This window comes from Thalassobacter stenotrophicus (assembly GCF_001458315.1).
GTDB lineage: Bacteria > Pseudomonadota > Alphaproteobacteria > Rhodobacterales > Rhodobacteraceae > Thalassobacter > Thalassobacter stenotrophicus.
Genome location: NZ_CYRX01000025.1, coordinates 193,998 through 208,244, shown reverse-complemented (window position 1 = coordinate 208,244; position 14,247 = coordinate 193,998). Strand labels below are relative to the sequence as shown.

The following is a 14,247-nucleotide window of genomic DNA, read 5'->3' as shown; positions in this document are numbered from 1 at the left end:
TAGCCCAGCCGGCATAAGGATGCCAAGGCGAAAGGCATCCGTCGCGACACCTTGCAAAAAACGACAACAGTGCATAAACCTGAACTGACCGGTTCAGAAAGTGCAGGCTTAGCCGCACCCTGAGCCCACGGGTCGTGCCATAACGCCTACGTTGGAGCCCTAAATGAAATTCTTTCCGCTGGTTACAGCCGTTCTTGTGACCGTTATTTTGTTCTTTGCAGTCCTCCAGCGGGACGTGCTGTTTGATTTCGCCGGGCGGGATACCGATGCAGAGGCCGCGCCTGAGGGGCCCGCACCGCAACCGCAGCAGACGGTCGCCCAGACGAATTCAAGCACCGCAGAAGCGGGTGGTATTGCCGTGATGGCCCGCGCCTCTGTCGCGCAGAACATCGAAAACGCTGTTTTGTTGCGCGGTCAGACCGAAGCGGCTCGCGATGTTATCGTGCGCGCCGAAACGAGTGGCACGGTTGTCTCCGAACCCCTGCGCAAGGGCGCCCGGGTCGATCAGGGCACATTGCTGTGCCGCCTTGATCCCGGCACCCGCGGCGCGACACTGGCGGAAGCCGAGGCGCGTTTGGCCGAAGCTCGCGCCCGCGTCCCAGAAGCCGCCGCACGCGTGGCCGAAGCGGAAGCCCGCGTCCATGAAGCCGAAATCAATGAAGTCGCAGCGAGCCAATTGTCCGAGGGCGGCTTTGCCTCTGCCACCCGCGTGGCCAACGCCGAAGCCGCGCTTAGCTCTGCCAAGGCCACGCTGAGTGCCGCCAAATCGGGCCTCGAAAGTGCGGGTGCGGGTATCCGTGCCGCCGAAGCCACCGTGGACCGCGCGCAGGATGATCTCGGGAAACTCGACATCAGCGCACCGTTCTCTGGCCTGTTGGAAAGCGATAGCGCCGAGTTGGGATCGCTTTTGCAGGCGGGTGACCCTTGCGCCACTGTCATCCAGTTGGACCCCATTAAACTGGTGGGCTTTGTCCCTGAAACGCAGCTTGGCCTCATTGAGGTCGGGGCGAATGCCGGCGCACAGCTTGCCTCTGGCGAGGATTTGCGCGGCAACGTTACGTTTCTGGCCCGCTCGGCGGATGAAACCACCCGCACCTTCCGCGTCGAAGTCACCGTGCCCAACCCCGACTGGTCCCTGCGTGACGGCCAAACGGCCGAAATCGTGATCACCGGGGGCGGGATGCGCGCGCATCTTTTGCCCGCCTCATCCCTGACGCTGGATGACCGGGGCGTTCTGGGCGTGCGCATCATTGATGCCGAACGCCGCGCACAGTTTGCCGCCGTCACCGTCATCCGCGACACAGTCAACGGCGTATGGGTTAGCGGTTTACCAGAGGCGGCAGACGTCATCCTGATCGGTCAGGAATACGTGACCGATGGCGTGCCCGTCGTGCCCAGTTTTGAGGAACTCAGCCAATGACAGGCATCGTCGATTGGGCCGCTGAACGGGCCCGCATGGTCATAGCCTTCGTGATCCTGTCGATCATGGCGGGCACGTTGGCCTATGTGGGCCTGCCCAAAGAGGGTGAGCCGGACATCGACATTCCGGGCGTCTTCGTCTCGGTCCCCTTCCCCGGCATCTCGGCCACGGACAGCGAAAAGCTGCTGGTCAAGCCGATGGAAACCAAGCTCAAAGAGCTAGACGGCCTACAAAGCATGACGGCCACCGCATCTGAGAGTTTTGCGGGCATCTTCCTTGAGTTCGAATTCGGCTGGGACAAAAGCGCGACCATCGCCGATGTGCGCGACAAGATGAACCAAGCCGAGGCGGAATTCCCCGAGGGTGGCGAGCAATACGAAATCTCTGAGATTAACTTCTCCGAGTTCCCCATTCTGGTCGTCAGCCTCTCGGGTCCGGTGCCCGAACGCACCCTGCTGCGGCTGGCCCAAGACCTACAGACAGAATTGGAAGGCATGGGCGCGGTGCTTGAGGTTGGACTTGCCGGTCACCGCGATGAGATGCTGGAGGTCATTATCGACCCCCTCGCCCTAGAGGCCTACAACGTCACCGCTGGTGAGTTGATCAACGTCGTAACCAACAACAACCTTTTGGTGCCAGCGGGCGCGGTAGAAACCGACCAAGGCGCGTTCCCGGTCAAAATCCCGTCCTCCTTCGATGCCCCCGAAGACGTCTATAACCTGCCGGTCAAAACCAACGGCGACCGTGTCGTAACACTCGGTGATCTGGCGCAGATCAACCTGACGTTCGAAGACCCCATCAGCACCGCGCGCTACAACGGCGCGCCCACGGTTGCGTTGCAGGTGATCAAGCGCAAGGGGTTCAACATCATGGATACCGCCGCCGAAGTGCGCGCGGTTGTGGACGCAGAAGTCGCCCAATGGCCCACCGAATTGCAACGCGCGGTCAGCGTCTCGGCCACGTTGGACCAGTCACGCACGGTCCGCTCGATGATCTCCCAGCTCGAAGGCTCGGTCCTGACGGCCATCGCACTGGTGATGATCGTGGTGCTGGCGTCACTAGGCACCCGGTCCGCTTTGCTGGTGGGCTTCGCGATCCCGACCTCATTCCTGTTGTGCTTTGCGCTTCTGGCAGTCATGGGCATCGCGATTTCCAACATCGTGATGTTCGGGCTGATCCTTGCGGTCGGCATGCTCGTGGACGGCGCGATTGTCGTGGTCGAATACGCGGATAAGAAAATCCAAGAGGGCAAAGGCCCAATGCAGGCCTTTGTCGAGGCGGCCAAGCGAATGTTCTGGCCCGTCGTTTCCTCCACTGCCACCACGCTTTGCGCCTTCCTTCCGATGCTATTTTGGCCCGGCGTTCCCGGCGAATTCATGGGGATGCTGCCCGTCACGCTGATCTTCGTCCTCTCGGCGAGCCTTGTGGTGGCCCTGGTTTACTTGCCTGTGATCGGGGGCGTCTCAGCCCGCCTTAGCCGCATTTTTGAGCGCGGCTCAGCCGTCCTGCGGGCTATCCTGCCCTATTGGGCGCGCCTGATCCTCGCGGTCTTTGCGGGCTGGCTGATGTTCACCTTTGCGCTGCAAACCATCAACCCCGGCTACATCCTGGGCATATCGCCTGAGACCCCTGCGGTCCTCGCCACCCTGCCCGGCGCGCTGTTGTTTGTGGCTTCTGCGATGCTGATGTCGACGGCGCTTGGCTCGGTCACGATTGCCCGCAAGGCGCGCAAGGTGCAGGGCTATCGCCGCACGCCCTTTGGCACGCTGATGCACGCTATCGTCGGCAACCCTGTCATGCCGATTGTCGCGGTGATGGCTGTGATCATCTTTGTGGTTTCGACGTTCAGCTACTTTGGCAAAAACAACAACGGTGTTGAGTTCTTCGTCGAATCTGAGACCGAAGCCGCAATCGTTTATGTTCGTGCCCGCGGGAACCTTTCGCTCGATGAAAAGGACCGTCTGCTCCAACGCGCCGAGGCAGAGGTGCTTGCAACCTCGGGCATTCAATCGGCCTTTGCCTTCGCAGGTGATGGCGGGTTGAACCAAAACACAGGCGGCTCCGCCCCGCCCCGCGACACCATCGGCCAAATCTCGATTGAAATGATCCCATGGGAAGATCGCCCAACCGTTTCGGCCCCGTGGTTCGACATTCCCCTGATCGGCTACACGGTGAACAAAACCATCGTGGACCCCGCGTTTGACGGGGACACAATCGCCGAGGATTTGCTGGCCCGCGTGCGTGCAATTCCGGGCATCAAGGCCGACCTGATTGCACAGGACCGTGGCCCCGCCAGCGGCAAGCCCATCCACCTGCGGCTATCAGGCGATGATCCCATCGCCCTGCAAGCGGCCACACAAAGCACGCTGGCCCAGTTCAACGCCACTCCCGGCGTCATCGACATCGAAGACAGCCTGCCCCTGCCCGGCATCGACTGGGAAATCACCGTCGACGTCGAAAAGGCGGGCCGCTTTGGCGCGGACGTTGCGACCGTCGGCGCGATGGTGCAATTGGTCACGCGGGGGCTCTTGCTCGATACGATGCGGGTCCCCTCCTCCGATGAAGAGATCGAGATCCGCGTTCGCCTGCCGGAAAAAGACCGCGTTCTCTCGACGCTCGATAGCCTCAAGGTGCGCACGTCCGGCGGGCTGGTGCCCCTTGCCAACTTCATCACCCGGCAGCCCGTGCCGCGCTTGGCAGAGATCAACCGCTTTGACGGCAAACGCTATTTCGACGTGAAGGCCAATGCCGTGACTGGCGTTCTGATCTATGATCTGACGCCCTTGGACGCAGACGGCGCACCGCTTGAGGATGGCACCGCCCCGCTCGGGCTGGGCTCCGAACTGACGCCCGAACAGGTCGCAGCGGGTGAGCCGTATAACCTGCAACTCGTGACCCGCGCCACCGGGATCGGCGCCTTGCTGGGCCTCTCACAGGACAGCGTGGCGTATCACAACATCACCGAGCTGCGCGGCACCGCAAATCTGGACCAAATCAGCCGTGACGTTGCGGATGGTAAGTCACAGGTTACTTATGTTCCCCTCACTCCGAATGAGCGGATCGCCACCCTTAACGAATGGCTCGACACCAATCCATTCCCCGCGACTGTCGCGTGGGAATGGACCGGCGACCAAGAAGATCAAGCCGAAAGCCAAGCCTTCCTCAGCCAAGCCTTTATCGGTGCCTTGGGCCTAATGTTCATCATCCTGCTGGCGCAGTTTAACTCAGTCTATAACGCCGTTTTGGTCCTGCTTGCGGTGGTCTTGTCTACGGCGGGTGTGTTGTGGGGCATGCTGCTTTTGGGGCAGACATTCTCGATCATCATGACCGGGACCGGGATCGTCGCGTTGGCGGGGATCGTCGTGAACAACAACATTGTGCTGATCGACACCTATCAAGAATACGCGCGCTACATGCCACGGATTGAGGCGATCACCCGCACGGCGGAGGCACGCATTCGCCCCGTTCTGCTGACAACTCTAACAACAATGGCGGGCCTTGCCCCCATGATGTTCGGCCTGTCGTTCGACTTTATCGGCGGGGGGTATTCGCTCCAAAGCCCGACGGCCCTGTGGTGGATCCAGCTGGCAACAGCGGTGGTGTTCGGCCTCGGGATCGCAACGATCCTGACGTTGATCTTTACCCCCTCAATGCTGGCGATCCGGTATTGGGCCACGCACTACGTGCTCGCGCTCGCGCGTCTATTGGGGCGGCTCAGCCTTGGGCGCAGTTCACAAGCGGCTGAGGATTTTGCCCTACGCCGCGCAGCCCGCCGCAGGGGCCTGCCCGAAATGATCTGGACAGAGGACGCCGCGACTGAAGAGGCTCCGCAGGAGCCAGAGGACGAAACCGTTGCAGAGGCACCACCCGAAGAGCCCGAGCCAAGCACAGAGCCAGAGGCCGAGGGGGCTGATGATCCAAAACCACCCTCACCGCTACGCGCCGCTGAATAAAGACACAAAGGCCCCCAAGAGTTTACCTCTTGGGGGCCTTTTCAATGAGATCAAAGCACTTGGAGTGCGCGGTGCGCGCGCCCACTGGGCGGATGTCAGCCAAGGGCGTCGTCACACCGACCACACACGCCGGTGTGCGCATGGGTACCGACGTCAGGCAGGATTTTCCAACACCGCTGGCATTTCTCGCCCTCTGCCTTGGCAAAGGTCACCGACACGCCCGGCACATCGTCCAACGTGAACGCGCCCTCACCCGCATCCGCGACAGAGATCGCCGAGGTGATGCAGATGTCGTCAAAGTCCACTGTGTCCAGCACGGCCTTGGTGGCCGCATCGACGTGCACGCTCGGGGCCGCCTCTAGGCTCGCACCGATGGTCTTTTCGCGGCGCTCAATCTCTAGCGCGCCGGTCACGACCCGGCGGACCGCGCGGATGGTGGACCACTTCGCGGCCAGCGCTTCATTGCGCCATGTGCTGGGTGTCTCGGGGATGTCCTCTAGGTGGACCGAGGCCCCTTCACCGGGGTTCCGTTCCAACCAGACTTCTTCCATCGTGAACACCAGCACAGGTGCAAGCCACGTGGTCAGGCGGTGGAACAGGATGTCCAACACCGTCCGCGCCGCGCGACGTCGCGCCGTATCACCGTCGCAATACAACGCATCTTTGCGCACGTCGAAATAGAAGGCCGACAACTCAACCGTACAGAACTGGAACACCGCGTTCCAGACACCGGGGAAGTCGTAGGCATCATAACCCGCGCGTACCTGTTCATCCAATTCCGACAGACGGTGCAAAACCCATTGTTCCAACTCTGGCATATCGGCCGGCTCCACGCGATCCGCGTCGGAAAAATCCGAGAGCGCCCCCAATAAGAACCGCATCGTGTTGCGCAAACGCCGATAGCTATCGGCCACGCCCTTGAGGATTTCGTCACCGATGCGCAGATCAACAGTGTAGTCAGCTTGCGCCACCCACAACCGCAGGATGTCGGCGCCGTACTGCTTGACCACCTTTTCAGGCGCAACCGTGTTGCCAACAGATTTGGACATCTTGTTGCCCTTGGCATCCAGCGTAAAGCCGTGGGTCAGCACGCCACGATAGGGCGCACGCCCCCGCGTACCGCAAGCCTGAAGCATAGAGGAATGGAACCAACCGCGGTGCTGATCGGTGCCCTCTAGGTACAGATCCGCCAAACCATCATCCGAGCCGTCGGTGCGGTCGCGCAGGGTAAAGGCATGGGTCGAACCGGAATCGAACCATACATCAAGAATGTCCATTACCTGATTGTATTCATTCGGATCTACGATCCCCGCAAGGAAGCGTTCCTTGGCCCCGTCTTTGTACCACGCGTCCGCGCCCTCGGCCTCAAACGCGGCATTAATGCGGGCGTTGACCTCAGCGTTGCGCAACAAGAAATCGGGATCGTCATGCGCCGCACCGACCTTGGTAAAGCAGGTCAGCGGCACACCCCAAGCGCGTTGGCGCGACAGCACCCAGTCGGGGCGCGCCTCGATCATCGAATGCAACCGGTTGCGCCCGGTTTGAGGCGTCCACGTCACCAACTGATCAATGGACGTCAGGGCGCGTTCGCGGATGGTTTTGCCATACTCGTCCATGCCATCGTTCAGCGGTACGTCGATCGCCGCAAACCATTGCGGACGGTTCAACCGGATCACCGGCGCCTTAGAGCGCCACGAATGCGCATCCTTCAGCGTGATCCGCCGCGAGGCCAAGATGCCCCCAACCTCGATCAGCTTGGCAATGACAGCTTTGTTCGCGCCACCGGGTTTGCCGTTGGGACGGATCACTTGCTCGCCCGCGAAAAACGGCAGGTCAGCCCGGAAAGAGCTGTCATCAAGGATGTTGTAGGTCATCGGCAGTTTGTGCGTCACGCCGATGGCATAGTCATCGTCACCGTGGCTGGGCGCAGTGTGGACAAAGCCCGTACCCGCATCATCCGTGACGTGATCCCCCGCCAAAAGCGGCACGTCAAAATCCCATTCGCCCGCCGCGCCTTCGGCACCGCGCAGGGGGTGAGCACAGGTGATCTTGGCCAATTCATCCGCCGATACATCGCGCACACGGCGATACATATCGGGCGTCAAACGGGCGGCACCCAGTGCCTCTTCGGCCAGATCGTCAGCCAGCAAATAACGCGCCCCGATGGTAGCCCAGCATTCCTCGGGCCGGCCAGTGACCTCATACAAACCATACGAGATGCGCGACCCAAAGCAGATCGCGCGGTTCTGTGGGATGGTCCATGGCGTGGTCGTCCAGATCACGACCTTGCACCGCGCGCCCAGATCGGCACCACCTGCGACCACTTCAAACGGCACCCAGATCGCCTCTGACTGACGCTCATGGTATTCGACCTCAGCCTCCGCCAGCGCGGTTTTTTCAACCGGGGACCACATCACCGGCTTGGACCCTTGGTAGAGCGAACCGTTCATCACAAAGGTCTGAAATTCCTCTGCGATCACGCGCTCGGCGTGGAAATCCATCGTCAGGTAGGGTTGGTCCCAGTTGCCCGTGATCCCGAGCCGCTTGAATTCTTCGCGCTGGATATCAACCCAACCGCGCGCAAAATCCCGACATTCTTGACGGAATTCAATGACATCCACAGCGTCCTTATCACGGCCCTTCTGGCGGTACTTTTCCTCGATCTTCCACTCGATGGGCAAACCGTGGCAGTCCCAGCCGGGGATATAGCGCGCATCGCGGCCCTGCATTTGCTGCGAACGGACAACCATATCCTTAAGGATTTTGTTCAGCGCGTGACCGATGTGGAGGTTGCCGTTGGCATAGGGCGGGCCGTCGTGCAGCGTAAAGGGTGTGCGGCCCGGGCGCTGGCGCAACTGGCCATATACGTCAAGCGCTTGCCAGCGTGCCAGCCACTCGGGCTCACGCTTGGGCAGACCTGCCCGCATCGGAAAATCCGTTTTTGGCAGGTTCAGGGTGTCTTTGTAGTCAAGGGGTGTGTCGGGGGTCTCGGCGGTCATCGCGCGTCATCCTAAATGTCATAAAGGGGTTTTGGGGTGCGGCGGCGCGAGGTCTCATACGCCTTTGCCCGGCGGCTCAACGTTCAGAGCGCCGGGGACATAATTCGAAAAATAATCAAGCGACCCAACATGGAAGCCCTTATAGGCACCCATCCGCGACCCGACAACCCAAGAACACCGCCAGTTCTGTCTGCCGTTTTATGGGCCATTAGCCTTCGGCTTTAGACCCGAACAACCCAGTCAACGCCCGGCCCACGACGCCCGAAACCGAAGGTCGGGATTGCGCCACAAAGGGCAGAGGGCGGCACACCTCAATCGCGGCCACACCCACACGCGCGGTCAGCGCCCCGTTCACGATGCCTTCGCCAAACCGACGTGACACCTTGGACAGTAACCCGCCCCCGGCGACCGAGCTGATCAGATCATCACCCACCGCCACCGCCCCCGTCGCCACAAGGTGCGTGAGCACCGAGCGCGTCAGCCGCAAATTGCCCAGCACCCCCCCGCGCCCGCCGTAAATCTCAGCGATGCGGCGGATCATCCGAAGGTTCGCGACAAGGGCGGCAACCACATCCGCCAGCGCAAGCGGGACCAAGGCCGTTACGGTTGCAACTTGGCGGGCGGCGGCTTCAACCTCACGGGTGGCGCGGGCATCTAAGGGGGCGAGCAACGCGGTCTCAGCCAGCGCGAGTTGCGCGTCGGCGTCGAACACATCGGCGTTTGCCTCTGCCAGACGGTCCTGCCCCCACCGCATATCCGCGCGCCCCGCATAAAGCGCGGTCAACCGCGCCGTCAGCGCGCGCGCAGCGGTCAGGTCGGTCACTTCTGCGGCAGCCGCCTTGATCCCATCGATCCGCTTGAGCCGCGCAAGTGTCGCGAACTCGCGCACCGCGATCACCGCCAGAACCGTAACAAAGGACGCGCCTAAGCCGGTCGCGATCCAGCCCAGAACAGGGTTTGCGGCCAATAGGTCCGTCACGAAACCCCATGCCGCAACTGATATCACAAACGTCAAAAGCGACAGGAGCAGGCCCCAGAACAGCCGTGCCAAAACCGAAGGTCGCCGCGCGGCTAATGCTGCGACACTCTGCATCGCGTGCCCGTCGGGGGCCATTTCGGGCATCGTCTCGGGCACGGGCGGCGCGTCCGCCGGATGGGACTGTCCGCCTGCAAACGTATCGGCGTTACCCTCTGCATCAAGGTCAAAAAAGACCGGACCGGACTTGGGGCCTTTGGACTTGGGCATCGCGATCTCCTTACCGCAACCGATCCGCGAGCAGGAACTCCGCGGCGCGGTCCATGCGGATATGTGGGGGGCCGGCACCGGGCCGCAAGCTGTTCGGCGCGGGCTGAAACCGCATGATGTTATACTCCGCATCCAACCACGTCGGCGCGCCGCTGCGCGCGGGGTTCAGCAGTTGATCCGGGTTGGCCGGCAACAGGCCGGGGTATAGCGCGGCCTCCTTGCCGGTATCCAACAAATGGCCCCGCACAACGCCCAACTCATGGCCTCCATGGGTGCGGAGTTCCTCGGATGTTGTCCGTAAGGCCGCGATGGACATCGCATGGGTTCTTGCGCCGGAAAAATCGAAGCGGGCGCGAGCCTCCTGCACGAGTGCGGAGGTCAACGCCGTCAATTGCGCGTGTTGTGTGTGATGAAGATGGTCGGCCTTAGTCGCGGCAAAAAGGACCTTATCCACACGCCGCCGCATCAACAAACGGCTCAGAAACGCGTTGCGCCCGGGTTTGAATGCGCCCAGCAGATCGGCCATGGCGACGCGCAATTCATCCACCGCACGCGGGCCTGCGTGCAGCGCGCCCAAAACGTCGATCAGAATGATCTGACGGTCCAAGCGCGCAAAATGATCGCGAAAGAACGGCTGCACGACGCGCGCTTTGTAAGCCTCATACCGGCGGGCCATTTCGCGCCCCAATGAGCCGCGCGCCATGGTCGGCGCATCAAGCGGCACAAACGTCAGCGCGGGTGAACCCGCAAGATCACCGGGCAAAATAAAGCGACCCGGCGTACAGTCTTGGGCGCCTTGCGCGCGCGCCGCATGAAGAGCCGCGGTGTAGGTTTGCGCCAGTTTCTGCGCCGTTGGCTCAGAATGTTTGGCGGCACTATCGACACCGCGCAGCTCCGCAAGCGTGTCCGTTGCCCCCCACGCGGCCAGCCGTGCCATCGTACGATGCGACCACGCCGCATAGTCCATATCCAGCAACGCCAAATCCAAGACCCACTCGCCGGGATAATCCACGATATCCAGATGTACGGTGCGCGGCCCTTGCAGCCCGCCGAGCAGCCCACCAGGCCGAACCTTGATCGACAACCGCAACTCAGACACCGTGCGCGTGCCCTCGGGCCAATGCGGCGTGGGACCGGTGAGGGCCGCGAGATGCGCCTCATAGTCAAAGCGCGCGACAGTGTCGTTTGGTTGCGGCTGAAGAAAGGCGGTTTCAATCTGGGGACTGAGCCCGGGCATGCGCCCCCGCTCGATCAGATTGGCGATCAGTGAGGTGATAAAGACGGTTTTGCCCGCGCGGCTGAGCCCAGTAACACCGAGGCGGATCGTCGGTTCAAAGAGCGCACCAGAAACTTTGTCAGACACTCCTTCAACGCCGCGCAACAGCGCGTCCGCCACTCGATCCACTACCATATCAGCCCTTTCTTTGGCCCCATTGGAACATAAGCATGGGGGGCCGGTTTTGTGTAGGGTCTTGTCGCGCGCAGTTTCGCAGGCTAGGCCCACGCCATGCCCAGATATGCGATGATAGTGGAATACGACGGCGGCCCCTTTGCAGGGTGGCAACGCCAAGATGGCCCCGCCAGTGTGCAACAAACGCTGGAGGAAGCGCTGCGGCGGCTTGACCCTGATGTGCCCTCGATTGCGGCGGCGGGGCGCACCGATGCAGGCGTTCATGCGACGGGTCAGGTGGCCCACGCGGATATGACCCGCCCGTGGGAGCCGTTTCGCCTGCGTGAGGCGCTGAACTATCACCTCAAGCCCGCGCCCATCGCGATCACAGCGCTTGAGCCTGTTGCGGATGATTGGCACGCCAGATTTTCTGCGCGCGAGCGGCGGTATCTGTTCCGGCTGATCGCGCGCCGTGCGCCTGTAACATTCGACCGAGGACGCGTGTGGCAAGTGCCGGGGCCCCTGTCCTTGGAGCCGATGCAAACCGCAGGACGCATGTTGGAGGGGCTGCATGATTTCACGACCTTCCGCGCGTCGATTTGCCAAGCCAAGTCGCCAGTTAAAACGCTTGATGAGGTCATTGTCACCGAACACCCCTACCCCGGAGGTCGCGAATTTCAGTTTCGGTTCCGCGCACGGTCGTTTTTGCACAATCAGGTCCGTTCCATGGTGGGAACCTTGGAACGCGTCGGCGCCGGTGCGTGGGCACCAGAGGACGTGGCCGAGGTTTTGGCCAGTGCCGATCGCAGCCGGTGCGGGCCTGTGTCCCCGCCGCAGGGGTTGAGCCTTGTTGGCGTTGGCTACGACGTGGACCCGTTTGCCAGCTGATCTGTTGTGCACGGTGGGTGCATGATGCACGCGCTGCGCGGTTTTTTGAGTATTTTGGGAACAAAGGAGGCGGCGTGGAGCTATTGGGCTGCGCGTATCGCGGATTTCAATGTACTTTTGGCTGAGTTAACAGGGGATTGTGGCGCGTTTTTCTGTTGCGGGGCATGATTTGGAATGATGAACTCTGCGCCAAAGCGCGGCGCTTGTGTCACGTTGAGGAAAGCGGCATAATTGGTTAGATAGGCTTACCAATTAAGACTAAGGGGCGAGAAATGGCTGTTATCACGACTGTGGACGATCTTAAGCGTATTTATAAGCGTCGCGTTCCGAAAATGTTTTATGACTATGCCGAAAGCGGCAGCTGGACCGAGCAGACGTTTCGCGAAAATACCACTGATTTTGATCAGATCCGCCTGCGTCAGCGCGTAGCCATGGATATGACCGGCCGCACGACCAAAACGCAGATGCTGGGCGAAGATGTGGCAATGCCCGTGGCCCTTGCTCCTGTGGGCCTGACCGGCATGCAAAGCGCCGATGGTGAGATCAAGGCCGCCCGCGCCGCGGAAAAATTTGGCGTGCCGTTCACGCTGTCGACCATGTCGATTTGTTCGATTGAGGACGTTGCAGAGAATACGACCAAGCCGTTTTGGTTTCAGGTATATACCCTGAAAGACGACGATTTTATGCAGCGCCTGATGGACCGGGCACGAGCCGCAAATTGTTCGGCCCTCGTGATTACTGTGGACTTGCAGATGCTTGGCCAGCGGCACAAGGATTTGAAAAATGGTCTATCCGCTCCGCCAAAGCTGACCGTGCGCAGTGTTGCGGACATGATGACCAAGTGGAGCTGGGGCCTTGGAATGTTGGGCACCAAGCGGCGGTTTTTCGGTAATATCGTCGGCCACGCAAAGGGGGTGACCGATCCATCCAGCCTATCGTCATGGACGGCGCAAGCGTTTGATCAAGCGCTCGATTGGGACCGGATCGCGCAGTTGCGCAAGATGTGGGGCGGCAAGATAATCGTCAAAGGCATCTTGGACGTCGAGGACGCCCGGAAGGCCGTGAATGTTGGGGCAGATGCGATTATTGTGTCCAACCATGGCGGGCGTCAGTTGGATGGCGCGTTGTCGTCCATCCGTATGTTGCCAGATATCGTCGACGCCGTGGGCGAGCAGATTGAAGTCCACATGGATAGTGGCATCCGCTCGGGCCAAGACGTGCTCAAAGCTATGGCGATGGGCGCGAAGGGCACCTATGTGGGCCGCGCGTTTGTCTATGGCCTGGGGGCCGCCGGTGAGGCGGGTGTGACCAAGGCGTTGGAGGTCATCCACAAAGAGTTGGACACCACGATGGGCCTATGTGGGGAGACAGACGTGAACGCATTGAGCCGTTCCAACTTGTTGATCCCTGCCGACTTCCGCGGCCGCTGGGAGGCCTGATCCCCCCGTATCTGGATTGCGAAAGGGTGCGCTGCGGCGTGCCCTTTGGTTTTTGGAGTGTTTTGCGCAGGTTTGGGCAGTATGGGCCTTGTAAAATGGGGCAATGGCGTCTAACGCGTGCCCTTCATGGGCTTGCACCCTGGAGGAAGCCCTTAACTTAAAGGAGATTCGATATGGCCGGAGAGATTCCTGATCTTATCGCACACGAACGTACGGGGACAGGCAAGGGAGCCGCCCGTCAAGCACGCCGCGACGGCATGGTGCCGGGCGTAGTTTACGGTGGTGGCACTGATCCATTGGCGATCAACATCCCGTTCAACGAGCTGTTGAAAAAGCTGAAGGCAGGCCGTTTCCTGTCGACACTTTGGAACCTGAAGGTCGAAGGCCAAGAAGACGTACGCGTCATCTGCCGCGGCGTTCAGCGTCACGTTGTCAAAGACCTGCCCACACACGTTGACCTGATGCGTCTGCGTCGCACGTCCAAGATCGCGCTGTTCATTCCCGTTGAGTTCATCAACGAGGACAAAGCCCCCGGCATCAAACGCGGCGGTGTTTTGACTGTTGTACGTCCTGAGGTCGAACTGACTGTGACCGCTGGCGACATTCCCGAAAAGATCGTTGTTGATCTGGAAGGTGCGGACGTTGGTGACACACTGACGATTTCCGGTGTGGACCTGCCCGCAGGCGCCACAGCAACGATTGACCGTGACTTTGTGATTGCAAACATCTCTGCACCTTCGGGGCTGCGGTCCGCTGACAACGAAGCTGACGACGAAGCGTCTGATGAGGCTGCTGCTGAAGCGTAAGCGCTTCTGGCTGTGAGATTTGAAAGCGCGTGAGGTCAGCCTCGCGCGCTTTTTCTTTGGGTGTGCCCTTGGTAGAGTGCGGGAGCGAGGGCCAGCCCTCGCGCAC

At 61.0% G+C, this 14,247-nt stretch carries 8 protein-coding genes; 5 read left to right on the top strand and 3 right to left on the bottom strand.

The features are described 5' to 3' along the window. Positions 1-163: 163 nt before the first annotated feature. Together THS5294_RS08115 and THS5294_RS08110 are read left to right on the top strand one after the other, a co-directional pair. Positions 164-1,420 (top strand): efflux RND transporter periplasmic adaptor subunit, encoded by a 1,257-nt coding sequence (locus THS5294_RS08115; protein WP_038006485.1) that lies wholly within the window; start codon positions 164-166, stop codon positions 1,418-1,420. Then, positions 1,417-5,373: an efflux RND transporter permease subunit gene (locus tag THS5294_RS08110; RefSeq protein ID WP_058123362.1), complete on the top strand. Its 3,957-nt coding sequence runs from the start codon at positions 1,417-1,419 to the stop codon at positions 5,371-5,373. The genes THS5294_RS08115 and THS5294_RS08110 overlap by 4 nt, the downstream gene beginning before the upstream one ends. 95 nt (positions 5,374-5,468) lie before the next feature. On the opposite strand, the gene ileS is transcribed toward THS5294_RS08110, so the two are convergent. The 3 genes from ileS to THS5294_RS08095 all read right to left on the bottom strand — a co-directional run bounded on the left by ileS (position 5,469) and on the right by THS5294_RS08095 (position 11,029). Then, positions 5,469-8,372 (bottom strand): isoleucine--tRNA ligase, encoded by a 2,904-nt coding sequence (ileS, locus tag THS5294_RS08105; RefSeq protein ID WP_058123361.1) that lies wholly within the window; start codon positions 8,370-8,372, stop codon positions 5,469-5,471. A 208-nt stretch (positions 8,373-8,580) separates the two neighbouring features. Then, entirely contained in the window at positions 8,581-9,618 is a 1,038-nt protein-coding gene (locus THS5294_RS08100; RefSeq protein WP_058123360.1) for a YcjF family protein, read from the bottom strand. Between the two features lie 10 nt (positions 9,619-9,628). Then, entirely contained in the window at positions 9,629-11,029 is a 1,401-nt protein-coding gene (locus THS5294_RS08095; RefSeq protein ID WP_058123359.1) for a YcjX family GTP-binding protein, read from the bottom strand. 96 nt (positions 11,030-11,125) lie between these two features. Here THS5294_RS08095 and truA point away from each other — a divergent pair, with 96 nt between their 5' ends. From truA to THS5294_RS08080, 3 genes are all read left to right on the top strand, one after another. Then, positions 11,126-11,896, top strand: coding sequence for a tRNA pseudouridine(38-40) synthase TruA (gene truA / locus THS5294_RS08090; protein WP_058123358.1), 771 nt, complete (start codon positions 11,126-11,128; stop codon positions 11,894-11,896). 272 nt (positions 11,897-12,168) lie between these two features. Beyond that, positions 12,169-13,335 (top strand): alpha-hydroxy acid oxidase, encoded by a 1,167-nt coding sequence (locus tag THS5294_RS08085; RefSeq protein WP_058123357.1) that lies wholly within the window; start codon positions 12,169-12,171, stop codon positions 13,333-13,335. A gap of 173 nt (positions 13,336-13,508) precedes the next feature. After that, on the top strand, positions 13,509-14,141 hold the full coding sequence (locus tag THS5294_RS08080) for a 50S ribosomal protein L25/general stress protein Ctc (protein WP_038006476.1): 633 nt from the start codon (positions 13,509-13,511) through the stop codon (positions 14,139-14,141). Positions 14,142-14,247: the final 106 nt, after the last annotated feature.

Bases quoted from the DNA above. Each gene is read 5' to 3' on its own strand.
- THS5294_RS08115 (WP_038006485.1), top strand. From the start codon at position 164: ATGAAATTCTTTCCGCTGGTTACAGCCGTTCTTGTGACCGTTATTTTG.
- THS5294_RS08110 (WP_058123362.1), top strand. From the start codon at position 1,417: ATGACAGGCATCGTCGATTGGGCCGCTGAACGGGCCCGCATGGTCATA.
- ileS (WP_058123361.1), bottom strand. From the start codon at position 8,372: ATGACCGCCGAGACCCCCGACACACCCCTTGACTACAAAGACACCCTG.
- THS5294_RS08100 (WP_058123360.1), bottom strand. From the start codon at position 9,618: ATGCCCAAGTCCAAAGGCCCCAAGTCCGGTCCGGTCTTTTTTGACCTT.
- THS5294_RS08095 (WP_058123359.1), bottom strand. From the start codon at position 11,029: ATGGTAGTGGATCGAGTGGCGGACGCGCTGTTGCGCGGCGTTGAAGGA.
- truA (WP_058123358.1), top strand. From the start codon at position 11,126: ATGCCCAGATATGCGATGATAGTGGAATACGACGGCGGCCCCTTTGCA.
- THS5294_RS08085 (WP_058123357.1), top strand. From the start codon at position 12,169: ATGGCTGTTATCACGACTGTGGACGATCTTAAGCGTATTTATAAGCGT.
- THS5294_RS08080 (WP_038006476.1), top strand. From the start codon at position 13,509: ATGGCCGGAGAGATTCCTGATCTTATCGCACACGAACGTACGGGGACA.